The organism is Serratia proteamaculans, from assembly GCF_946227095.1.
Lineage (GTDB): Bacteria > Pseudomonadota > Gammaproteobacteria > Enterobacterales > Enterobacteriaceae > Serratia > Serratia proteamaculans_E.
Map to the genome: position 1 here is coordinate 206,745 of NZ_CAMISV010000004.1, position 23,864 is coordinate 230,608.

The 23,864-nt window shown below is 56.9% G+C and carries 19 protein-coding genes; 7 read left to right on the forward strand and 12 right to left on the reverse strand.

All coding sequences use genetic code 11. The annotated features are described in order from the left end of the window. Positions 1-83: 83 nt before the first annotated feature. The 3 genes from OC597_RS10085 to OC597_RS10095 all read right to left on the reverse strand — a co-directional run bounded on the left by OC597_RS10085 (position 84) and on the right by OC597_RS10095 (position 2,907). Positions 84-530, reverse strand: coding sequence for a hypothetical protein (locus OC597_RS10085; protein WP_261257746.1), 447 nt, complete (start codon positions 528-530; stop codon positions 84-86). A gap of 185 nt (positions 531-715) precedes the next feature. After that, complete coding sequence (gene exuR, locus OC597_RS10090; protein ID WP_085119120.1) at positions 716-1,492, reverse strand: transcriptional regulator ExuR; 777 nt, start codon at positions 1,490-1,492, stop codon at positions 716-718. Between the two features lie 116 nt (positions 1,493-1,608). Then, positions 1,609-2,907, reverse strand: coding sequence for an MFS transporter (locus OC597_RS10095; protein WP_261285352.1), 1,299 nt, complete (start codon positions 2,905-2,907; stop codon positions 1,609-1,611). Positions 2,908-3,294: 387 nt separating this feature from the next. Here OC597_RS10095 and uxaC point away from each other — a divergent pair, with 387 nt between their 5' ends. Together uxaC and OC597_RS10105 are read left to right on the forward strand one after the other, a co-directional pair. Beyond that, complete coding sequence (gene uxaC, locus OC597_RS10100; protein ID WP_262208565.1) at positions 3,295-4,707, forward strand: glucuronate isomerase; 1,413 nt, start codon at positions 3,295-3,297, stop codon at positions 4,705-4,707. A gap of 20 nt (positions 4,708-4,727) precedes the next feature. After that, a complete protein-coding gene (locus OC597_RS10105; protein ID WP_262208567.1) occupies positions 4,728-6,218 on the forward strand; it encodes a UxaA family hydrolase in 1,491 nt (496 codons plus the stop codon). A gap of 65 nt (positions 6,219-6,283) precedes the next feature. Here OC597_RS10105 and sstT read toward each other — a convergent pair whose 3' ends face one another. The 5 genes from sstT to OC597_RS10130 form a co-directional block, all read right to left on the reverse strand. Next, positions 6,284-7,519, reverse strand: a complete 1,236-nt coding sequence (gene sstT / locus OC597_RS10110; protein ID WP_261257738.1) for a serine/threonine transporter SstT — start codon at positions 7,517-7,519, stop codon at positions 6,284-6,286. 265 nt (positions 7,520-7,784) lie between these two features. Continuing rightward, positions 7,785-8,762 (reverse strand): TerC family protein, encoded by a 978-nt coding sequence (locus tag OC597_RS10115; protein WP_099062133.1) that lies wholly within the window; start codon positions 8,760-8,762, stop codon positions 7,785-7,787. A 258-nt stretch (positions 8,763-9,020) separates the two neighbouring features. After that, positions 9,021-9,752 (reverse strand): glutamine amidotransferase, encoded by a 732-nt coding sequence (locus tag OC597_RS10120; protein ID WP_261257736.1) that lies wholly within the window; start codon positions 9,750-9,752, stop codon positions 9,021-9,023. Position 9,753: 1 nt separating this feature from the next. Then, positions 9,754-10,734: a Gfo/Idh/MocA family protein gene (locus tag OC597_RS10125; protein WP_261425077.1), complete on the reverse strand. Its 981-nt coding sequence runs from the start codon at positions 10,732-10,734 to the stop codon at positions 9,754-9,756. A gap of 72 nt (positions 10,735-10,806) precedes the next feature. Continuing rightward, on the reverse strand, positions 10,807-11,313 hold the full coding sequence (locus OC597_RS10130; RefSeq protein WP_099062136.1) for a M48 metallopeptidase family protein: 507 nt from the start codon (positions 11,311-11,313) through the stop codon (positions 10,807-10,809). A 149-nt stretch (positions 11,314-11,462) separates the two neighbouring features. On the opposite strand from OC597_RS10130, the gene rlmG reads away from it, so the two are divergent. Next, positions 11,463-12,602 (forward strand): 23S rRNA (guanine(1835)-N(2))-methyltransferase RlmG, encoded by a 1,140-nt coding sequence (rlmG, locus tag OC597_RS10135; protein ID WP_112347093.1) that lies wholly within the window; start codon positions 11,463-11,465, stop codon positions 12,600-12,602. Here rlmG and OC597_RS10140 read toward each other — a convergent pair. The 3 genes from OC597_RS10140 to OC597_RS10150 form a co-directional block, all read right to left on the reverse strand. Next, the gene (locus OC597_RS10140) at positions 12,596-13,852 is read right to left on the reverse strand and encodes a type II toxin-antitoxin system HipA family toxin (RefSeq protein WP_262208569.1); all 1,257 of its coding nucleotides are present in this window, start codon (positions 13,850-13,852) and stop codon (positions 12,596-12,598) included. The genes rlmG and OC597_RS10140 overlap by 7 nt on opposite strands. Beyond that, entirely contained in the window at positions 13,845-14,117 is a 273-nt protein-coding gene (locus tag OC597_RS10145; protein WP_261257731.1) for a helix-turn-helix domain-containing protein, read from the reverse strand. Before OC597_RS10145 ends, OC597_RS10140 begins: the two co-directional genes overlap by 8 nt. 84 nt (positions 14,118-14,201) lie before the next feature. Next, on the reverse strand, positions 14,202-16,223 hold the full coding sequence (locus OC597_RS10150; RefSeq protein WP_262208570.1) for an oxidoreductase: 2,022 nt from the start codon (positions 16,221-16,223) through the stop codon (positions 14,202-14,204). A gap of 298 nt (positions 16,224-16,521) precedes the next feature. On the opposite strand from OC597_RS10150, the gene OC597_RS10155 reads away from it, so the two are divergent. Continuing rightward, on the forward strand, positions 16,522-18,141 hold the full coding sequence (locus OC597_RS10155; RefSeq protein ID WP_262208572.1) for an ABC-F family ATP-binding cassette domain-containing protein: 1,620 nt from the start codon (positions 16,522-16,524) through the stop codon (positions 18,139-18,141). A gap of 26 nt (positions 18,142-18,167) precedes the next feature. On the opposite strand, the gene pdxR is transcribed toward OC597_RS10155, so the two are convergent. Beyond that, on the reverse strand, positions 18,168-19,634 hold the full coding sequence (gene pdxR, locus OC597_RS10160) for a MocR-like pyridoxine biosynthesis transcription factor PdxR (RefSeq protein ID WP_262208590.1): 1,467 nt from the start codon (positions 19,632-19,634) through the stop codon (positions 18,168-18,170). A 128-nt stretch (positions 19,635-19,762) separates the two neighbouring features. On the opposite strand from pdxR, the gene OC597_RS10165 reads away from it, so the two are divergent. From OC597_RS10165 to OC597_RS10175, 3 genes are read left to right on the forward strand one after another with little or no spacing between them, the layout of a single operon-like run. Then, a complete protein-coding gene (locus OC597_RS10165; RefSeq protein ID WP_085119098.1) occupies positions 19,763-21,028 on the forward strand; it encodes a 4-aminobutyrate--2-oxoglutarate transaminase in 1,266 nt (421 codons plus the stop codon). A gap of 13 nt (positions 21,029-21,041) precedes the next feature. Continuing rightward, positions 21,042-22,496, forward strand: a complete 1,455-nt coding sequence (locus tag OC597_RS10170) for an NAD-dependent succinate-semialdehyde dehydrogenase (protein ID WP_261463322.1) — start codon at positions 21,042-21,044, stop codon at positions 22,494-22,496. A 58-nt stretch (positions 22,497-22,554) separates the two neighbouring features. Beyond that, positions 22,555-23,799, forward strand: a complete 1,245-nt coding sequence (locus tag OC597_RS10175) for an aromatic amino acid transport family protein (protein ID WP_262208593.1) — start codon at positions 22,555-22,557, stop codon at positions 23,797-23,799. Positions 23,800-23,864: the final 65 nt, after the last annotated feature.

A 23,864-nucleotide genomic window follows, 5' to 3' on the forward strand; every position in this document is an offset into this window, starting at 1 on the left:
GCGAAGAGCGCGCGGGCGATCCTGGCTGCTGATAATGATGAAACGGCGTTGCTTTTAGTGGGTTCTAATCGGTGCGACACCGGTCAAGAGTGGTAAGTCAGCGTGCCACGATAAAGCATATTACTTTCTTTCCAGCCGCCCAGCCTGTTTTGCTGCTGCGGGGTATGCAGCGTCCAGTTGACCTGGGCAAGCCGGTTTGGCGCAGGTGATTTCTGACGCGGGAGTCGAGTGTTGTGGCCCAACTCAGTGGCTAACGAATAAACCGGCAGCAGTTGGGCGGGGACGGGTAGCGAACCGGGGTAAGAATGTACCCGCGGCAGCAGCAGCGGCATTTTACCTGGCGCTTTACGTCGCAATTCTGCCGGTGACCGGTAAACCGGATCCTCTGGGGAAAACACCGGTTCAGCTAGCGATGGCTGGCTGTTCAGTGCGGTGGGAATGGCTTTGGAAGACGCCGCGCATAGCTTTTGGCCGGAGACCGAACCGGTCCAGCAAAAAAGAGCAATAAGCATGGCAAACAACCAGCGCATGTATTCGCGTCCCGCCCCGTAGCAGAGGGTAAAAAAGTGGCTCAACTTTACCAAAATAGCACGATTGGCAACAGGGAAATCTACGTTGCCAACGGTGAAATACTACACGGCAAACCGCCGTTCAGGCATCGATTCAGCGGATTTTACAATACCTGACATAACACTACGGTTTTTGACTGCCTGAGCTATTTATTTTCTGCGGTCACGTTGTCCAGATGAACCACCGGGTTATCGGCAAACAGATAGCGGTCAGCGTTATATTCAAAATCGTCGCTGGTGGCGTTGAACAACATTTGCTTGGTATTTTCCAGGTGCTGCCACATGGCCAGTTTGGCGGCGTAAGGATCTTTACGTATCAAGGCCTTGAGGATCTGATCGTGATCGTCACACCAACTGGCGATGGAGCGGTCGTCGATATGCTCATGCAGCTTGATCCAATAAGGGTTATTCACGCGCTGCACCCACATTTTCTCCACGATGGTAGCCATTGCGGTGTTCTGGGTGGCCAGCGCGACTTGCACGTGGAATTTCAGATCCCACTGCGAATCACGGAAGCGATCTTCCTTGCGTGCCTGTTCCTGGATCTCCATCAACTGAACGATGTCTTGTTTGGTGACCTGGGTGGCGGCGAATTCGGCAATGTTGCTTTCAATCAGTTGGCGCGCCTGCAGCAGTTCGAATGGCCCGGCGGTGGCAAACTCAATGCTGTCACCCGGTATCACCAGGTTTTTCTGTTGGTTGGACATCACGTGGATCCCGGAGCCTTTGCGCACGTCAACATAGCCTTCCACTTCCAGCATGATGATAGCCTCCCGCACCACGGTACGGCTGACGTTCATCTCTTCGGCAATGTAGCGTTCGGCCGGCAGTTTATCGCCCACCGGGTACCGACCGCTTTCAATACGCTGCTTAAGCTCGGCGGCCAGTTGCTGATACAGGCGTCTGGTTTCAGTGAATTCCATAGTGAATGCTCTTAGGGTAGGGAGGGTCGTGTGACCATGGATTTGTTATACCACTTATCCGGCAGAGCTACCAGTGGACGCGGGGGAACGCCCGGCACAGCGGCCGGGCGCCAGGGTTAACTGCGTGCCGGGGCCGGCTGCAGCGGGTCTTCCTGCGGCTCGGAGGCCGGTCTATTTTGCAGAATGGTCCAGATAGCGATGGCGCCGAGGATATCGAATACCGACAGTGCAGCGAATAACGGGCTGAAGCCCAGGGTATCGGCCAATGCACCGACCACCAGGGCAAACAGGGTGCTGGCGGTCCAGGCGGCCATGCCGGTCAGGCCGTTGGCGGTGGCCACTTCGTTGCGACCAAACACGTCAGAAGACAGGGTAATCAGTGCGCCAGACAGTGCCTGATGGGCAAAGCCACCGACGCACAGTAGCGCGATAGCCGCATAAGGGCTGGTGAACAGGCCGATCATACCGGGGCCAATCATCAGTACCGCCCCCATAGTGACCACCAATTTGCGTGACACGATCAGGTTTACCTTGAAGTGTTTCTGGAAAAACGGTGGCAGGTAGCCGCCAACGATGCAGCCGAGATCGGCGAACAACATCGGCATCCAGGCGAACATGGCGATCTCTTTCAGGTTAAAACCGTAGGCTTTGAACATGAATAACGGGATCCAGGCATTGAAGGTGCCCCAGGCCGGCTCTGCCAGAAAGCGTGGCAGTGCGATGCCCCAGAACTGGCGGTTGCGCACAATCTGCCAGGCGGACATTTTCTTGGCGTTGTTGGTTTGGTGTTGGGCTTCCTGGCCTTCGAGAATGTAATCGCGTTCCTCATTGCTGAGTTTTTTCTGGTCTTTCGGGTGCTTATAGAAGATCAGCCAGCAGATGGCCCAAATCAGGCTCAGTACGCCGGTGATGATAAACGCCATTTCCCAGCTGTGTGCCACGATGGCCCAGACCACCAGCGGTGGGGCGAGCATGCCGCCGATCGACGAGCCCACATTGAAATAGCCCACGGCGATCGACCGCTCTTTGGCCGGGAACCACTCGCTGCTGGCTTTCAGCCCTGCGGGGATCATCGCCGCCTCTGCCATGCCCACGGCGCCGCGTGCCAGTGCCAGTCCGCCCCAACTGTTGGCGAGCGCAGTACCCATACAAAACAGCGCCCACAAAATGGCGAACATGGCGTAGCCCACTTTGGTACCCAGTACGTCCAGCACGTATCCCGCCACCGGTTGCATCAGGGTATAGCAGGCAGAGTAGGCCGCGACAATGTATGAGTACTGCTGCGTGGTGATATGTAAGGTCCCTTCCAGCGTCGGTGCCGCAACGGCTATCGCGTTACGTGTCAGGTAACCCAGCACGGTGCCGATAGTCACAAGCCCGATCATGTACCAGCGTAACCCTTTAATTTTACGCATCCAAAATGTCTCCCAGTCTTCAATAGGTGGCGCCGAGATGGCGGCAGCGTTTTAGGGGGTGATCCCTTTTTGTTGTTCTGCGCCGGCCTGTCCGTCACCGACGTATTCCCGCCGCATGAACGACTGGGTGGCGAGACAATAACTTGTCATACAGATTTAAAAGTTGAGTGATATCACAAAAGCCATTTTTCAATTGGGCAATACTGTTTGCTGGATAATTATGCGATTCAGGCGGTTTTTTGCTGTAAAACTGCCGGTTAACGGCCTTTTATGGGCGATGGCGCCAAAGCTGAGGATGATATTTTGCTGGACGCTCAGTAAAATTGGTGTGATAACTTTGTCGCATTGGACACAGTGCCGAACGGCAAGCAAGGTGAGGAGCCAGATATGGCGACGTTTTTAAACGAAGATTTCCTGTTGGGCAGTGAGTTTGCCCGGCGTTTGTATCATGACTATGCGGCAGACCAACCGATCTTTGACTATCACTGCCATTTACCGCCGGAGCAGATTGCCGAGAACACCCGCTTCAAAAACTTATATGAAATCTGGCTAAAGGGCGATCACTACAAATGGCGGGCGATGCGCACCAACGGTGTGGCTGAGCGACTCTGTACTGGTGATGCCAGTGACCGTGAAAAGTTCGACGCCTGGGCTGCCACCGTGCCGCACACCTTGGGTAACCCGCTGTATCACTGGACTCATCTGGAACTGCGTCGCCCGTTCGGTATTACCGGCACGCTGCTTTCCCCGACGACGGCGGACGATATCTGGCAGCGCGGCAACGCCTTGCTGGCGCAGGAGGATTTCAGAGCGCGCGGCATCATGCAGCAAATGAATGTGAAGATGGTCGGTACTACCGACGATCCGATCGACGATTTACGCCACCATAAAGCGATTGCGGCCGACAGCAGTTTCGACATCAAGGTGCTGCCAAGCTGGCGACCGGACAAGGCGTTCAATATTGATGCGCCGGGTTTCAATGATTACCTGCAAAAACTGGAAGCGGCAGCGGATATCAATATTGGCCGCTTTAGTGCGCTGTGTGACGCGTTGAAAAAACGTATGGATCATTTTGCCGCCCATGGCTGCAAGGTGGCTGACCATGCGCTGGACGTGGTGGTGTATGGCGAAGCGGACGAAAGCGCACTGGACGCTATTTTAACGGCACGCCTGAGCGGCAAGCTGCCTACCTCGGAGCAGAGTGCCCAGTTCAAAAGCGCGGTGCTGCTGTTCCTGGCCGCCGAATATCAGCGCCGCGAATGGGTGCAGCAGTATCACATCGGCGCGCTGCGCAATAACAACAGCCGCATGCTGGCCAGCGTGGGCCCGGATATTGGCTTCGATTCTATTAACGACCGGCCGTTGGCGGAGCCGCTATCTCGCCTGCTGGATGCCCAGGCACGCCAGGGTGGGTTACCGAAAACCATTCTGTATTGCCTTAATCCGCGCGACAACGAAGTGATCGGCACCATGGTCGGCAACTTCCAGGGGGAAGGCACGCCGGGCAAGATGCAGTTTGGCTCTGGCTGGTGGTTCAACGATCAAAAAGACGGTATGCAGAGGCAGATGACGCAGTTGGCACAGTTGGGCCTGTTGAGCCGTTTTGTCGGCATGCTGACCGACAGCCGTAGCTTCCTGTCTTATACCCGTCATGAATACTTCCGCCGTATCCTTTGCCAGATGATGGGCCGCTGGGTGGAGGACGGTGAAGTACCGGCAGATATCACGCTGCTGGGTGAGATGGTGAAAAACATCTGCTTCGACAATGCCAAAAACTATTTCGCCATTGAACTGGCGTAGCCGTTGCCCGAGGTGGGTTTATGCAAAGCATGGTAAAAATTCATTCGCTGGATAATGTCGCGGTAGCGTTACGCGATCTGGCCGCCGGCGAAACGCTGGAACTGGAGACGCAGGCCATTCAGCTGGTACAACCGGTGACGCGCGGGCATAAGTTTGCCTTGCAGCCGATTGCCGCCGGTGAAGCGATCATCAAGTACGGTCTGCCGATCGGGCATGCATTGGAAGCCATCGAACCGGGTGAACATATTCACTCGCAAAATGCCAAAACCAACCTGAGCGATCTCGACAGCTATCAATATCAACCGGCCTTTCCCACGTTACCGCCACAGGCTGCGGACCGAGAGGTTCAGCTTTACCGCCGGCGCAGCGGGGAGGTGGGAGTCCGTAACGAGCTGTGGATCGTGCCGACCGTCGGCTGCGTTAACGGTATTGCCCGGCAGATCCAGCAGCGTTTTCTGAAGGAAACCCAGGATGCGCAGGGGATAGACGGTGTACATCTGTTCAGCCATCCGTTTGGCTGTTCGCAACTGGGTCAGGATCACGAGAACACCCGCACCATGCTGCAAAATATGGTGCGCCACCCGAATGCCGGGGCGGTGTTGGTGATTGGTCTGGGGTGTGAGAACAATCAGGTGGATGTGTTCCGCAGTACGCTGGGCGCGACCGATGAGCAGCGGGTGCGCTTTATGGTGTGCCAACAGCATGACGATGAGGTCGAGGCCGGGCTGGAGCAGCTGCACGGGCTGTATCAGGTGATGCGCGACGATCGTCGCCAGCCGGGCAAACTGAGCGAGTTGAAGTTCGGACTGGAGTGCGGCGGATCGGACGGCCTGTCCGGCATTACCGCCAACCCACTGCTGGGACGTTTCTCCGACTACCTGATCGCCAACGGCGGCACTACGGTGCTGACCGAGGTGCCAGAGATGTTTGGTGCCGAACGGATCCTGATGAGCCGCTGCCGCGATAGGGCGACCTTCGAGAAGACCGTCAGCATGGTTAACGACTTCAAACAGTACTTTATCGCCCATAACCAGCCGATTTATGAAAACCCCTCGCCAGGCAACAAAGCCGGTGGCATCACTACGCTGGAGGAAAAATCTCTCGGCTGCACGCAGAAAGCCGGGCAGAGCCAGGTGGTGGACGTGCTGAAATATGGCGAACGCCTGCGGCAGCCCGGATTAAACCTGCTCAGTGCACCGGGCAATGATGCGGTAGCGACCAGCGCGCTGGGCGGTGCCGGCTGTCATATGGTGCTATTCAGCACCGGACGCGGCACGCCCTATGGCGGTTTCGTACCCACGGTGAAGCTGGCCACCAACAGCGAACTGGCGGCGAAGAAACCCCACTGGATTGATTTTGACGCCGGTCGGCTGATCCACGGTACTCCAATGGAGAGCCTGCTGGAGCAGTTTGTCGATCTGATTGTGGCGATTGCCAATGGTCAGGCGGCGCGTAATGAAGTGAATGACTTCCGTGAACTGGCGATTTTTAAAAGCGGGGTGACATTGTAGGGCTGTGGTATCGAGACCAAAAAAAGGCGCCCGTTAACGAGCGCCTTGTGGCATTAGCTTAGAAATTAACGCACCCTCAGTGGATCTTCATCTGCCAAACGTTGGTCTTCCGCCTGGCAGGCCGCGGCGGTGAACAGCACGTCGGTAGAAGAATTCAGCGCGGTCTCGGCAGAGTCTTGCAGTACACCGATGATAAAGCCGACGGCGACCACCTGCATGGCCACGTCGTTCGGGATGCCGAACATGTTGCACGCCAACGGGATCAGCAACAGCGAACCCCCGGCCACGCCGGAAGCACCGCAGGCACAGACCGCCGCGACAACGCTCAACAGCAGCGCGGTTGGGATATCAACTGGCACACCCAAGGTATGCACTGCCGCCAGCGTCAGCACGGTAATGGTGATCGCCGCCCCGGCCATATTGATGGTCGCGCCCAGCGGGATGGAAACCGAATAGGTGTCTTCGTTCAGATTCAGCTTTTTGCACAGCTCCATATTCACCGGAATATTGGCGGCTGAGCTACGGGTGAAGAATGCGGTCACGCCACTTTCGCGCAGGCAGGCAAACACCAGCGGATAAGGGTTGCGACGGATTTTCCAGAACACGATCAGCGGGTTCAGCACCAGTGCCACCAGCAGCATACAGCCGATCAACACCACCAGCAGTTGGGCATAACCCCACAGCGCACTGAAGCCGGTTTCTGCCAGCGTCGAAGCCACCAGACCGAAGATGCCGAGAGGGGCGCAACGGATCACCGCACGCACCACCATGGTGACCGCATGCGACATATCGTTAATCAGCGATTTAGTGGTGTCAGAAGAGTGGCGCAGCGCCAGTCCCAGACCCACAGCCCAAGCCAGAATACCGATATAGTTAGCGCTAATCAGCGCCTGGAACGGGTTGGCCACCACGCTCAACAACAGGCCTTTCAGCACTTCAACAATGCCGCCCGGCGGGTTGATGTCGGCATTGCCGGCCACTAGCGCCAGATTGGACGGGAACATAAAGCTGACCACGACCGCCACCAGCGCTGCAGCGAAGGTACCCAGCAGGTAGAGGAACAGGATCGGCCGGATATTGGTTTTCTGCCCGTGTTTGTGATTGGCGATTGAGGCCATCACCAACACCAGCACCAATACCGGTGCCACCGCTTTCAATGCGCCAACAAACAGCGCACCCAGCAGGCCCACTGCCGAAGCCGTTGCCGGTGAGACCAGCGCGACGATAATACCGGCCACCAGGCCGACCATGATTTGTTTGACCAGACTGCCCTGAGTGATCTTTTGTAGTAGTTTTTGCATAGTGCTTTTTCTTCCCGATGATGTTGCTTACAGCTTTATCTCGGCGGGAACCTCGCCGGACAACTTTATTTGTATCTGTAACCAAGTGTGTTTGCCAAATCAGTATTCAGCAAACCAAGGGGGTTGGAAAGGGCCAGCGGTGAAATTCTGAGGGCGGATCAACTCTTGATAACATACTGGTTACATTTGTGTGATCGCAATAACGTTTGGCGTTTGGGACGAATTGCCAAACAATCGCGGGGCGACTAGCGCCCCGGATAACAGATTATGGAGCTTTATTATTAGCCAGGCGGTCATTCCGGCGGTTAACCCAGGCGTTGATCAACAGTGTCAGCGTCAGGATACTGGCGACTACGCCGAGCGAAACACCGATCGGGATGTGGAACAAATCGATAATCAGCATTTTGACGCCGATAAACATCAGGATCAGCGACAGGCCGTATTTCAGCATTGAGAAGCGCTCTGCCACGTTAGCCAGCAGGAAGTACATGGCGCGCAGGCCCATGATGGCGAACAGGTTAGAGGTCAGTACGATAAACGGATCCGTGGTCACGGCAAAGATAGCCGGGATGCTGTCGACCGCAAAGATCACATCACTCAGTTCCACCAGGATCAGCACCAGCACCAGCGGCGTAGCAAACAGCAGGCCGTTGCGGCGTACGAAGAAGCGCTCACCTTCCAGGTTGTCGGTCATGCGCAGGTGACTACGCAGCCATTTTACCAGCGGCTTGTCGCCAATCGCTCCCCCATCCTCTTTCGCCAACGCCATCTTGATACCGGTGAACAGCAGGAAAGCGCCGAACAGGTACAGCAGCCACTGGAACTGGGTCACCAGCCAGCTACCGGCGAAGATCATGATGGTACGCAGTACGATCGCGCCCAATACGCCAAAAATCAGCACCCGACGCTGCAGGTTGGCCGGAACGGCAAAGTAACTGAACAGCATCAGCCAGACGAAGACGTTATCAACCGCCAGCGCTTTTTCGATCAGGTAACCGGTGAGGAAGGCCAACGCCTGGGTATCGGCGACGGCACGCCCGGCAGTTTGGTTCAGGTAGTACCAGAAACCCAGGTTGAACAGCAGAGAAAGGCTGACCCACACCAGCGACCAGCTGGCGGCCTGCTTCAGCGTCATGGTATGTGCGCCTTTGCGGCCCTGCAGCAGGAGGTCGATTGCGAGCATCACAACTATGATGGCGGCAAAGCTGCCCCATAACCAAGGTGTGCCAACGGTATTCATCATCAGAGATATCCTTCAAAAACAAAAACGGCCAACGTCGGAAGACGCTAGCCGCTCTTATGAACGCTGCAAGCAAACCTCGCCTTCCGGCAAGGTCTCACTTACAACGTTGATGAAGGTGCACCTTAGTGCGCCCTGACATCAGGTTGCCCGGTAACCGGGTGCTTGCGCACCGTAATGACGATTAACCGGCAATGAAGTTACTCCCCTTTGCACGGCAGAAAGTAATGCAAAATGTGTCGGCGGTCAACGTTTATTGCGTTACCCGGCCAGGGCTTTTTGTGCACCCAGGCTGACGACAAACCCTTGCAACAGCAGCCGACTGAACGGCGTATCGCTAACCTGCTGTTGCTTAAGCTGATACTCCTCCTGTTGCTGCGGATAGAGCTCGCCAAGCCAGCTCAGATACTGGTGCATCACCGCCCCGTTAAACTCTGGGTGGAACTGGGTGGTCAGCACGTTATCGCCATAACTGAGGATCTGATAAGCATCCTGCTGTGAACGCGCCAGCACCACGGCACCGGCAGGGGGCGTCAATACGCTCTGCGCGTGGATCAGATTCGCCTTGAAGCGTGGCGGCAGCATCGCCATCCGCCGGTCATTGGCGGCGGCGGGCAACAGTTCTATTTCCAGTGTGCCGACCTCCATGCCCTGCGGGTGGTAGCCGACTTCCCCGCCAAGCGCATAGGCCAGCAGCTGGTGGCCGTAGCAGGCGCCAAAAATAGGCAGTTTGATCAGCATGGCCTGGCGCAGCCATTCTGCGGCCTGTTCGCTCCACGGCAGTTGCTCGGTGACCATCGCCGGTGAACCGGTGATCACCACGCCAGAGTAGTGTTGCGGCGGCAGCGGTTGTTCGCCTGCGGGAAGGTGCACGATCTGTACGCGATCGGCATCAATGTTTCCCTGTTGCAGGAACATGCCGTCGAAATTGGCTTTTTCCTGGCGGATCACCTCCGGCGCGTCGCCGGTTTGCATCAGTAATAACGGCTTCATGTCATTCTCCGTCGGCAGGGAAAACCACGCCGGTCTGGCGGCGGATTTCGGTCAGCAGGCGGGCGATAATCAGCGAATTCTCTAACCCCGGATGCTCCACCTGCCGTTTCTCCACCAGCCCGGCGAACACTTGCGCCTCATACAGCATGGTATTGATATGCTGCGGTTGGGTCAGATCCTGGCGCTGACCACCGCGTGGCGTTAGCACCACGCCCTGACACTCCGAAATTTTGTCAATCACCAGCGTGCCTTCTTCACCCTGGATCTCGCTCGGAATGTCCGAGTTACTGACCTTGGAGTGGGAGATCGTCACATCGAAATCGCCGTAGTTGAGGCAGGCGGTGCCGTGCGCATCAACGCCGGTATCCAGCAAGCTCGCGCTGGCGATCACCGATTTAGGCTCGCCGAACAGCGCCACGGCACTGGCCAGGCAGTAATAACCAATGTCCATGATCGAACCGTTGGAAAACTGCGGGTTGAAGGTATTTGGGTTTTCACCGGCCAGATAGCGTGGGTAGCGCGAAGAGTATTGGCAATAGTTGATAAAGGCTTTGCGCAGCCGGCCGATTTTCGGCAGCGTTTGCTGCAGAGTCAGAAAATTGGGCAGGTGGGCGCTTTTAAAGGCTTCAAACAGTACCACCTGATTTTCACGCGCACAGGCCACCAGCTTCTCGGCTTCGCGCAGGTTGGACACCAGCGGTTTTTCGCAAATCACGTGCTTTTTATGGCTGAGGAACAGCAGCGACTGCTGGCAGTGCAGACTATTGGGGCTGGCGATGTAAACCGCGTCGATGGCGTCTGACTGGGCCAGCGCCTCAAGGGAATCGAAAAACAGACTGACGGGGTAGTTGGCACCAAATGCCTGCGCCTGTTCGAGCTTGCGCGAATAGACGGCGGTCAGCTTCAGCTTGCCGCTTTCGTGTGCGGCGTCAATAAAGCGTTCCGTAATCCAGTTGGTACCAACAACGGCAAAGCGAATCATAGATATCTCCGGTTCCCAGGCGACGGGTAGAAAGAATCAGATTATCACGGCATTTACCGAAGGCGAATCCTGCTATGCATACAGATTGCCAAACACGGAGAGGTGGGTCAGATACAGCCGGGTATCGAACTCCAGTTGATGGTAATTGGGTTCCATATGGCAACACAGGCTGTAGAAGGCTTTGTTGTGATCCTTCTCTTTCAGGTGCGCCAGTTCATGCACCACGATCATGCGCAGAAACGGCTCCGGTGCCAGCTTGAATACCGTCGCCACGCGGATTTCTGCCTTGGCCTTCAGCTTGCCGCCCTGCACGCGGGAAATGGCGGTGTGCATGCCGAGTGCGTGTTTCATTACCTGGATTTTACCGTCGTAGGCCACTTTGCTCAGCGGCTGGGCATTGCGCAGATACTGGTTTTTCAGATCGACGGTAAACTGATAAAGCGACTTGTCGGTGGTGCAGTCGTGCACCTGGGGATAGCGCTGTAACAGCACTTCACCCAGACGCTGCTGGTCGATCAACTGCTGCACCTGGCTTTGCAGATGTTCAGAGTAACCCTGCAGGTAAGTCAGTTCGGACATCGTCTTCCCGTATTGGCCATAATTCAGCGGGTCATTGTATGATGTTTTTTCGCGCAAAGCCCGCAAAGGGCAATTTATCCGAAAAAACATTTTACTGCCGGACGTTTTTAGGGGATAAACAGCCCAAATTTTATCAGTCAGGAGGGGCAATGAGCCAACTCGATCTGGGAACACAGCAACTTGAGCTGGAACGTTATCCCCAACAGGAAGAATCCACCCAACTACAGGCGTGGGAAGCGGCGGACGAATATCTGCTGCAACAGCTTGAAAATGTAAACATTGGCGATCGTCCGGTGCTGATTTTCAACGACAACTTTGGCACGCTGGCCTGTGCGCTGCACGGTCATCAGCCTTACAGCATCAGCGATTCCTATATGAGCCAGTTGGCCACGCGCCATAACCTGAAGCTCAATGAATTGGATCCGGAGCAGGTTACGCTGCTGGACACCCTGGCCGAATTGCCTGCGTCACCGGCGGTGGTGCTGATCCGTATTCCTAAAGCGCTGGCTTTGCTGGAACAGCAACTGCGTGCGTTGCGTGATGTGGTGGCACCGGACACGGTGATCATCGCCGGGGCCAAAGCGCGTGACGTGCATACCTCAACCATGCAGCTGTTTGAAAAGGTGCTCGGCCCCACTCGCACCAGCCTGGCATGGAAGAAGGCGCGATTGATCCACTGTGACGTCGCCGATATCGTGCCACCGGCAGCGCCGGTAACCACCAACTGGGTGCTGGATGGCACTGATTGGATTATCCACAACCATGCCAACGTGTTCTCACGCAGCAACCTGGATATTGGCGCACGCCTGTTCCTGGATCATCTGCCGCATGACATTGAAGGCCACATCATCGATCTCGGCTGCGGCAACGGTATCATCGGCATGGCCGCATTGATGCAGAACCCGCAAGCGCAGGTGAGCTTTGTTGATGAGTCCTACATGGCGGTGGCCTCCAGCGAACTGAACGTGGAACATAACCTGCCGCAGGATATGGATCGTTGTCAGTTTGAAGTGAATAACTCGCTGGCGGGGATTGAGCGTGAAAGCGTGCAGGCGGTGCTGTGTAACCCACCGTTCCACCAGCAGCATGCGATCACCGATCATACCGCCTGGCAGATGTTCTGTGACGCCAAGCGTTGCCTGCAGGTCGGCGGCGAGCTGCGCATCGTCGGTAACCGCCATCTGGATTACCACCAGAAGCTGAAGCGTTTGTTCGGCAACTGCACCCTGATCGCATCCAACAAGAAGTTCGTGATCCTGAAAGCGGTAAAATCCGGCGCACGTTACTGATTGGCAGAGCGTAGCGCCAGCCATTTTCCATCAATATCTCGTTGAATCTCTTTGGCTAATGCGGTTGGTACCCCGACCGCATTAGCCTGTTGTTGGAAATGGCTTACCACGCTGTAAATTTCTTCGGCCATATTCATTGCGGCCTTGGCGTTTGCCAAACCTGCCTGCCCGGCCATCATCGTCATTGCCGATGCGGTAATTTGCGAACCGTTACCGTTAAAAGCCGTCATATGCTGACCATAAGGCGAAGGGCTATAAACGATGTCATAGCAGGGGGATAGCCGCCAGTTGTCTTGATCATCGGCCAGAAAAGCAAAGTTTTTGGCGTGATCGTCCTGATTTACCGTCAGATAATTGAACAAGGCTCGTCGTAGTAACTTTCTGGCTTCTTCCACACCGCAGAGTATTCGGGTCGCCTTAATCAGATCGACATAATCCAGTGAAGGTTCGCGGAATGGGGCATCCAATAATCCGCTGGCAGAAATCATGTGCCAACGGCCATGGTCGCCCACACAGTCAAAGCGATCTTGCTGGAGCCAATGGCGGTTTTTACCGATATTGAGCAAAGTAAAGTCTGCAACTTCTATTCCCGCTTGCCGTGCCATCATCATATAAACGTATTCGATCTGGCTTTCACTGTGGCCAAGGGCAAATTTCTCTGACGTTAGCTTCACCAAAAGCTTCTTGCCGATAGCATTCTGTTGAGTAGAAAAAGTGCCATCAGCTAACCGAGTGACGCTTAGTTTTGGCCGTGCTCCTCCTGATCCGCCGGCATTCATCAAATGAGCAATCAGGTGTGACTCCGTCCCTTCAAATTCCTTAACGGCTTCGTTCCCTAGCGTTATCAACGTTAAATCGGGTGAGTTATCCTGATGGGAGAATGGCAAGTCAGGCTCATAAAATAAAGCACCAAACCCACGTTCACCGGTAAAGGCCAACCGTTCCAATACGCTAATTTTTCTGGGGTTATAACCATGGGTTCGAAATACTCGATCCATCAAATAAAGCCCCCAACCGTCCGGCAGACTATCGGCAAAAATGCCCTGTAGCCCGTAATGCGGCTGTTGGGGTGCCTGATGTAAAGCGTTATCCCAGGGTAAGTTGAAGGGGGACAGTGAACTCTGATGAGAGGCTAAATAGCTTTCGTCGTAACGGAAATAAACACCAGTGGTGTTTTCTGCCAACTGCCCAACATTTTGCACATTGCCATCGCTCAGACGGCGCTTTACCCACAGAGGGACATTAAGCATTCTTCAATACCTCCTCGATAGTTTGCGGCTTATTTTGGCTTTTGGTCAGTTGATGCAGTTCATTCAGATTGCCAAGAGCGTCATAGAGCATCAGGAACTGACGCAATGAGATATTGCCGCTGGCTTCGAATTTGCGGATGGTGCTGTTGGGTACCCCGGAGACTTTAGCCAAGGCGGTGACGGACAATTTATGGCGTTTACGCAATTGCTTCAGGTAGTCCTGCAAGGCGAGTTGCGTATCGTAGGGAGTGTGTAGGGAAATCATGGTGCACCTATGACGACCTTAATTGCTACTATTATAGCAAATAAGGTCATTTATAGGCATTTATTGCTACTATAGTAGCAGTTTTTACAGCGCCATCGCCAGCCGCGTGCCCTGATCGATAGCGCGGCGAGCATCCAGCTCGGCGGCCACGTCCGCTCCGCCAATCAAATGTACCGTTTTGCCCATCTCCAGTAGCGGTTGCTGCAGTTCACGACGCGGTTCCTGCCCGGCGCAGATAATCACCGTGTCGACCGGCAAGCAGCTTTCCTGCTCGGCTCGCGAAATATGCAGCCCTTCATCGTCAATACGCTGGTAATTCACGCTATTGAGCATTTTCACGCCGCGCATCGCCAGACTGGTGCGGTGGATCCAACCGGTGGTTTTCCCCAGGCCTTCGCCCACTTTGCTGGTTTTGCGTTGCAGCAGATAGATTTGCCTGGCCGCATGTGGCGCCACTGGCCCCTGCGCTGCCAGCCCGCCGCGTTGGTTAAGCTGGTCGTCGATGCCCCATTCACGGTTAAACTCAGCCTGATCCAGGCTGCTTGATACTCCGTGCTGGCTGAGGTATTCGGCTGTGTCGAAGCCGATGCCGCCGGCACCGATAATCGCCACTCGTTGGCCGACCTGTTTTTTGTCGCGCAGTACGTCCAGATAGGTCAGGACTCTGGCGTTATCAATACCGGGGATTTCCGGAGTACGCGGCACAATGCCGCAGGCGAGGATCACTTCGTCAAATTCAGCCAGATCGGCCGCCGTCACCCAACTGCCCAGCTTTAGCGTGACTTCCAGCAGTGCCAGTTGGCGGCGGAAGTAGCGCAGGGTTTCATGAAATTCTTCTTTGCCGGGGATCTGTTTGGCAATATTGAACTGGCCGCCAATCTGATCGGCAGCGTCGAACAACGTCACCCGGTGGCCACGGCTGGCGGCGGTGGTGGCAAACGCCAGTCCGGCAGGTCCGGCACCGATCACCGCCAGTTTCTTCGGTTTTTCTGCCGCGATCAGGGGCATTTCGGTTTCGCGGCAGGCGCGTGGGTTAACCAGGCAAGAGGTGAGTTTGCCTTCAAAAATCTGGTCGAGGCAGGCCTGATTACAGCCAATACAAGTATTGATCTCGTCGGCACGGCCCTCGGCGGCTTTTTGCACAAAGGCGGCGTCGGCCAGGAATGGGCGAGCCATCGATACCATGTCGGCGCAGCCGTCTGCCAATACCTGTTCCGCTACCGCCGGATCGTTAATGCGGTTGGTGGTGATCAGCGGAATGCGCACTTTGCCCATCAGTTTACGGGTCACCCAACTGAAACCGGCGCGCGGTACCATGGTGGCGATGGTCGGAATACGCGCCTCATGCCAGCCGATGCCGGTGTTGATAATCGTCGCGCCCACCTGCTCAACCGCCAGTGCCAACTGCTCGATCTCCTGCCAGCTGGAACCGTCCTCTACCAGATCCAGCATCGAAAGACGGTAAATCAGAATGAAGTCGCTGCCGACGGCCTGCCGCACGGCCCGGACGATCTCCACGGCAAAACGCATGCGGTTGCTGAAACTGCCGCCCCATTGGTCGTCGCGCTGGTTGGTGCGCGACACCAGGAATTGGTTGATCAAATAGCCTTCGGAACCCATCACCTCGACGCCATCGTAACCGGCCTGTTGCGCCAGTGCTGCGCATTGGGCGAAGTCGGCGATGGTCTGCAGAATGTCCACCTCACTTAGCGCGGTGGGGGCGAAGGGATTGATCGGTGCCTGCAGCGCGGAGGGCGCGACCGGCTGCGGCTGATAGCTGTAGCGACCGGCATGCAGGATCTGCAGCGCAATTTTGCCGCCGGCCTGATGGACGGCCTCGGTGACAATGCGGTGGTGGCTAACCTGCTGCGGTTGGCTGAGGGTGGAGCCGCCGCGGTACACCACGCCTTTTTCATTGGGGGCGATACCGCCGGTGACGATCAGCGCCACGCCGGCCGCTGCGCGTTCGGCATAGAAAGCGGCCATACGCTCGGGGCCATTGGACAGTTCTTCCAGGCCGGTGTGCATTGATCCCATCAGCACCCGATTTTTCAGGGTGGTGAAGCCGAGATCCAGCGGCGCCAGCAGGTGTGGGTAATTGCTCATTGCAGTCTCCATCGCATCTTTCATCATTATTATTATGTACGACCAAGTGGTCGGATGAGATAAATCTAGCCGTTGTCTCTGCCGTTGGGAATCTGCGTTGCGCTGAATGTGATAGATGTCATGGATCTTTATTGTTGTTTGCATCGTGAACAACAAATCGGTTAGCATTTGTGCGTTGAAATTCCTTCTCTCTGCGGAGCCATCACCGAAAATGAACAAACACGCCTGTTGATATCTTGTCCCACGTTGAGCACACCGGTGCCATGTGGGGATGTTTTGATCTCATCCAGGAGTGCTTATGGCTCATTTTGCGCAGTCCCCTCATTTTGTTTTACATCAACTGACCTGCCAGTTTGCTGACGGCGAAACGCTGTTCGGCCCATTGGATCTCACTTTCGATCAACAGCACTGCGGCTTGGTTGGGCGCAACGGCGTCGGAAAAACTCGTCTGTTACGGCTGATTGCCGGGCTGGATCTGCCCGGTGGTGGGCATGTCGAATCTCATGCTTCACTGGCCTACGTAGCACAGCAGCCAGACATCGCGCCACAGACCACGCTGGCCCAACTGCTGGGCTACGGCGAGACCTTTGCCGCACTGACCCGCCTTGAGCAAGGGCGGCCGCAGGCGGACGATATCGATCGTCTGGAAGGGCAGTGGGATTTGAACGATCGTTTGCAGGCTGCATTTGCCACCGCCGGGTTACCGGCTTTCGATCCGCAACGGCCGGCGAAGGATCTCAGTGGTGGCGAACGGATGCGCGCCGCATTGTGCGGCGCGATGCTGGGTAACGCCGACTTCTTGTTATTGGACGAACCGACCAACCATCTTGATACTCGCGCTCGCGAGGGGCTGTATCAGCAGTTAGAAAGCTGGCGTGGCGGTTTGCTGGTCGCCAGCCACGATCGACAACTGCTGGTGCGCATGCAGCGTATTGTCGAGCTGACGCCCGGCGCACTGCACAGCTACGGCGGTAACTACCATGATTATCGCCACCAGCGTGAGCTGGAGCAGCAGGCGGCCCGTGCCGGGCTGGAACATGCGCGTCAGGAACGTCGGCGCACTCGTGCCCGACAGCAGAAAGAACACGGCATCAGCCAGCGGCGCTCGGCGCAGACGCTGAAAACCGTCGATACGCTGAACATCGCCTCCTTTGAGCGCGTGGCTTACAAGGCCGCGGCCAAAGAGAGCCTGGGTACGCTGCGTAAACAGCATCAGGAGCAGAAAGGCTCCCTCGATGCCGCGGTGCGTGAAGCCTGGCAGCGGGTGGAGGAGGACAGCCCGGTCATGTTGACCCTGCCGGGCAGTGCTGTGGCGGCGGGCAAACAGGTTCTGGTGCTGGAACAGTTGCAACTGCCTTTTATCACTATGCCGCCGCTGGATTTACGTATCGATGGCCCGATGCGCGTGGCGCTGACCGGCCCGAACGGCTGCGGTAAATCTACCTTGCTGAAGGTGATCCTGGGGCAATGGGCAGCCAGGGGCGGTCATTGCCACTGTCCGCTGCCGACGGCTTATCTCGACCAGAATCTTTCGCAGCTCGATCTGTCGCTTTCGGTGGTTGAACACCTTGGCCTGCAGGATTCGCCGCTCAACGAGGGCAGGATGCGTAGCCAGTTGGCACAGTTACAGCTAAACGCCGAACGGGTGCTGTTGCCGCTGGCGGCGCTGAGTGGCGGTGAGCGATTGAAAGCGGCGTTGGCCTGCATGCTGTGGCGGCAGGAGCCAGCGCAGTTGTTGTTGCTGGATGAACCGACCAACCACCTGGATCTGGCGTCGTCGCTGGCGATCGAGGCCGCACTGGCCAGTTTTCCCGGTGCGATGCTGGTAGTTTCCCACGATGAGGCCTTTTTGCAGGCGTTGAAATTGACCCACCGTTTGCAGTGGCGGCAGGAAGGGTGGCAACTTCAGGTCTTTTGATGGAAGACCGTGGCCGCCTTTTCGTTTCAGGGATTAATGCATTCCAGCAGCAGGGTAAAGGCGGCGGCCATTTGCTCTTCCGGCACGCAGGCGAAGCCCATCAGCAGGCCACGGCGATGGTTGGGCAGCATGTAGTAACGCGACAGCGGCCGCACCAGTACGCCGCGTTCGTTGGCGACGGCGGCGATCGCCACGTCGTCAGCCTCGTCCGGCAGGTTAAGGATCAGGTGCAGCCCGGCGTTGTTGTTGAATTCGCTCAACGCCTGCTTGCCCAGATGCTGTTCGATCAATGCGGTCAGAAACGCCCGGCGTCGGGCGTACAACAACCGCATACGACGAATATGAGCCGTATAGTGACCTTCCTGAATAAACTGCGCCAATGCGGTCTGGATTAGCAGGTGACCGCCGCGGTACAGCTCGGCATGGGCGGTTTTCAACGCCGCCATCAAGGGCTTTGGCAACACCACGTAACCCAGCCGCAGCGCCGGGTACAGCGTTTTACTGAAGGTGCCGATATAGATCACCGGCGCGTCGGCTTCCAGCCCCTGCAACGCCGGGATCGGCTGGCCGGAAAAGCGGAATTCACTGTCGTAGTCATCCTCAACGATCCATCCGCCGCCGTTGCGCGCCAGCGCCAGCAAGCGTTGTCGCCGTGCCAGACTCATCACCGATCCCAGCGGATACTGGTGCGACGGAGTAACAAATATCAGTCGCGGTGCACTTGTGGGTTGCTCCGGCGGTACCATGCCAGCCTCATCAACTGCCAGCGGGCAGATATTCACGTCGTTCATCCGCAGGATATTGCGGATCCCCCAATAGCCCGGTTCTTCAATCCAGGCGTCGTCGCCAGGATTGCACAGTAGCCGTGTCACCAGATCTATCGCCTGATGGATACCTTCGGTAATCAGAATTTGCTCCGGTGAACAGCGTACCGAGCGTGCCACACGCAGATAATCCACCAACGCATGCTGCAGTTCCGGGCTGCCACCCTGATTGCTGTAGGTCAGGCGCTGCGGGGCCGGGCGACGGCTGATCCGTGCCTGGATTTTGCTGAATAACTGGTGTGGGAAGGCATTCACATCGGGCACGCCGGGGATAAAGGCTCCCCACTGTTTCGGGCTGGCGCTGGCGTGGTGCAACAGAGCGGCACCGCGTTCTGACAGTTCAATACCCCGTTGTTCCCCGTCACTGCCTGCTGGTGCGCTGGCAGTGGATAAACAACTGTCCGGCACGGTTTCGGCGACGAATGTACCACTTCCGGCGCGCGCCAGAACATATCCTTCTGCCAGTAATTGTTCATAAACGGTTAAAACTGTGTTACGTGAAAGGCTAAGCTCCTGCGCCAGATCGCGTGAGGCGGGCAGGCGGCTGGAGGGCGGCAGGCTGCCGTCCAGAATGCTGGTGCGGATCGCGTTATATAGCCGTTTATGCAGCTTGTCATCGGGCTGTTCGCCGAGACGCTGCAATAACAGGTCACCACTCAATGAGCGCAATTGGATCCCTCAATTAATCGTAACTGGCTCTCGATTATAGGGCCACATCCTGTGTAAATAAACGTCATTGTTTCACGAATGTGAACGAAACGTACAGATGGCACCGCCCACCGACCGGAGAGAACAACATGAAAAACGCAGAATTGAATCAACGTCGTCAGGATGCCACCCCGCGTGGGGTAGGTGTGATGTGTGATTTTTACGCAGAGCGCGCAGAGAACGCCACGCTGTGGGATGTAGAAGGCAATGAAGTGATCGATTTCGCCTCCGGTATTGCGGTACTGAATACCGGGCACCGCCACCCTAAGGTGATCGCCGCGATTGAAAAGCAGCTGAAGGCTTTCACCCACACCGCTTACCAAATTGTTCCTTACGAAAGCTACGTCACGCTGGCGGAACGTATCAACCAGCGTGCGCCAATCGAAGGCCCATGCAAAACCGCCTTCTTCACCACCGGTGCCGAAGCGGTAGAGAACGCGGTCAAAATTGCCCGTGCCCATACCGGTCGCCCAGGGCTTATCACCTTTGGCGGTGGTTTCCACGGCCGTACCTATATGACCATGGCGCTGACCGGCAAAGTGGCCCCTTACAAGCTGGGCTTCGGACCCTTCCCCGGTTCAGTGTTCCACGGTCAATACCCGAATGCGCTGTACGGCGTGACCACCGAAGACGCGATGAACAGCCTGGAACGTATCTTTAAAGCGGATATCGATCCCAAGCAGGTTGCGGCGATCGTGCTGGAGCCGGTACAGGGCGAGGGCGGTTTCAACATCGCACCGGCCGAATTCATGCAAGCGCTGCGTACGCTGTGTGACGAACACGGCATTTTACTGATTGCCGACGAAGTGCAGACCGGTTTTGCCCGTACCGGCAAGCTGTTCGCCATGGATCATTACAGCGTGAAACCCGACCTTATCACCATGGCGAAAAGTCTGGCGGGCGGTATGCCGCTGTCGGCGGTGGCAGGACGTGCCGAAGTGATGGACGCTCCAGCTCCGGGTGGGCTGGGTGGTACCTATGCTGGTAACCCACTGGCGGTGGCGGCAGCGCTGGCGGTGCTGGAGGTGATTGAAGAAGAACAACTGTGCCAGCGTTCGCAACGTCTGGGCCAGCATCTGGTGGAAGTGCTACAGCAGGCGCGCCAGACCAGCCCGGCGATCGTGGATATCCGCGCGCAGGGTTCGATGGTGGCGGTGGAGTTCAACGATCCGAAGACCGGCAAGCCTTCGGCGGAGATTACCCGTCAGGTGCAGCAGAAAGCGTTGGCAGAAGGCCTGTTGCTGCTGAGCTGCGGCGTCAATGGCAACGTGATCCGTTTCCTGTACCCGCTGACCATTCCTGAAGACCAGTTCACCAAGGCGCTGGGCATTCTTTCTCGCGCGCTGGCTCAATAAGGAGTGATTGGCAATGAAATTGAATAATCCCGAGCTGCTGCGCAGCCAGTGCCTGATTAACGGTGAGTGGTGCGATGCGCTGAGCGGCAAGCGTGAAGCGGTGATCAACCCGGCGACCGGCGTCGAATTGGCCAGCATTCCGCTGGTCAGCGGTGAAGAAACCCAGCAGGCGATTAACGCAGCGCAGGTAGCGCAGCAAGGCTGGAAACAACTGACGGCCAAGCAACGTTCTGCACTGCTGCTGGCCTGGGCCGACAAGGTACTGGCAGCGCAGGAAGATTTGGCGCAGCTGATGACCGCTGAGCAGGGCAAGTCATTGGCGGAAGCGCGTGGCGAAGTGGCCTATGCCGCTTCGTTTATCACCTGGTTTGCCGAAGAAGCTAAACGGGTCGACGGGGCGGTATTGCAGGCGCCGCTGGCCTCACAGCGTCTGGTGGTGGTCAAACAACCGATTGGCGTTTGCGCGGCGATCACGCCGTGGAATTTCCCGGCGGCGATGATCACCCGCAAGGTAGCGCCGGCGCTGGCAGCAGGCTGCGTCATTATCGTTAAACCGGCGGAACAAACGCCGTTGACCGCGCTGGCGTTAGGCAAGCTGGCGCAGGATGCCGGTATTCCGGCGGGCGTATTGCAGGTGGTCACCGGCGATGCTGCTCAGGTGGGTAAAGTGCTGTGCGACAGCCCGGTAGTACGCAAACTGAGTTTTACCGGTTCGACCGAGGTCGGCCGCATTCTGATGGCGCAGTGCGCGCCAACCATCAAAAAACTGTCGCTGGAACTGGGCGGCAATGCGCCGGTGATCGTGTTCGACGACGCCAACCTGGACGCGGCGGTGGCGGGCATTATGGCCTCCAAATTCCGCAACAGCGGCCAGACCTGCGTTTGCGCCAACCGTATCTATGTACAGGATGGCATTTATGACCGTCTGGTGGACAAACTGGTGGCGGCGGTCGAACAACTGAAAGTCGGCGACGGCAGCCAGGAGGGCACTACTCAGGGGCCGTTGATCGACCAGGACGCAGTGGAAAAAGTACAAAGCCATATCGACGATGCGTTGATCAAGGGTGCGCAGATCGCTATCGGCGGTCAGCCACACGCGCTGGGACGGACCTTCTTCCAGCCAACAGTCGTGACTGGCGTGACGCAGAAAATGCGCTTCGCCAAAGAAGAAACCTTTGGCCCGGTAGCGCCGCTGTTCCGTTTCCATGATGAGGCGGAAGCCATCGCCATGGCCAACGATACCGAATTCGGCCTGGCCGCCTACCTGTTCACGCAGAACGCCTCGCGCCAGTGGCGGGTACCTGAAGCGTTGGAATACGGCATGGTCGGCATCAATACCGGACTGATTTCCAACGAAGTCGCGCCGTTTGGCGGCGTGAAGCAGTCAGGGCTCGGACGTGAAGGATCGCGTTACGGGATTGAGGAATATCTGGAGCTGAAATACCTGTGTATCGATGTGAGCTGTTAACCACCGGGAAATTAACCGATCCCGGTGGCCAGGGCCGCCGGGAGACAAAGGATGCCGTATGTCTGCTGATAATACCTCTATTTCTCCGGCGCTTGTCGCCGGGGTGCGAGCACCTGCACCCACCAAATCACTGAGTTTCCTCGAAGGGGTGGCGATGATTGTCGGCACCAACATTGGCGCCGGCGTGCTGTCTATCGCTTACGCTTCCAGCAAGGCCGGTTTTTTACCATTACTGTTTTGGCTGGTGCTGGTGGGCAGCCTGACCACCATCACCATGCTGTACGTCGCCGAATCTACCCTGCGCACCCGCGCCCACCTGCAATTAAGCGGGCTGGCAAAACGTTATGTCGGCGGCATTGGCGCCTGGCTGATGTTTGCTTCGGTCTGCGTTAACAGCGTCGGGGCGCTGACCGCCTACATGACCGGCAGCGGCAAGCTGTTGCAGTCCCTGTTTGGTATCTCCCCGGCGATCGGCAGCCTGCTGTTTTTCGTGCCGGCCGCGGGGGTGTTGTACCTGGGGCTGAAGGCGATTGGCCGTGGCGAAAAGTTTATCAGTATCGGTATGGTAGTGATGCTGACCGCGCTGGTGGCGGCCACGCTGCTTAAAGACACCACCCAGATGCGCAACCTGCTGGACGGTGACTGGCGCTTTATGGTGCCGGTATTCAACGTGGTGGTGTTCTGCTTCTCGGCGCAATACATCGTGCCGGAAATGGCACGCGGCTTCTCGGACAAGCCGGAGCAACTGCCCAAGGCGATTATGGTCGGTATGGCGGTGACCTTTGTGCTGCTGGCGGCGGTGCCGATGTCGGTGATTGCACTCAGCGGGTTGGCGGGTATCTCTGATGTGGCGACCATCTCCTGGGGCCAGGCGTTAGGGCAGTGGGCGTTCTTCTCCGCCAACATCTTTGCTCTGTGCGCGATGCTGACCTCTTACTGGGGATTGGGCGGCAGCTTCCTGACCAATATTTTCGACCAGTTCAGCCTGGGGAATGACGAACAGCCGCTGCGCCGTTTTGGCGTGTTGATGCTGGTGGTGTTGCCGCCGTTCGTGCTGGCTTACAGCGGGCTGGTGTCCTTCGTTAACGCGCTGTATTTCGCCGGGGTATTCAGCGGGGTGATCCTGTCGATCATGCCGATGCTGATCCTGCGTGGGGCGCGCAAGCACGGCGACCAAACGCCACGCTGGCAGTGCAGCTGGATCACACACCCGTTGTTGCAGGTCAGCATCGTATTGCTGTATCTGGGCAGCGCGGTGTACGCGATTGCGTCGTTGTTTGGTTATCTGCCCTCTGGATGGTGAATTGCCTTCCCTCAAGAAGTGATGTTGTTTCTCGATAATTGAGAACGGCGGCGTCGTGGCCGCCG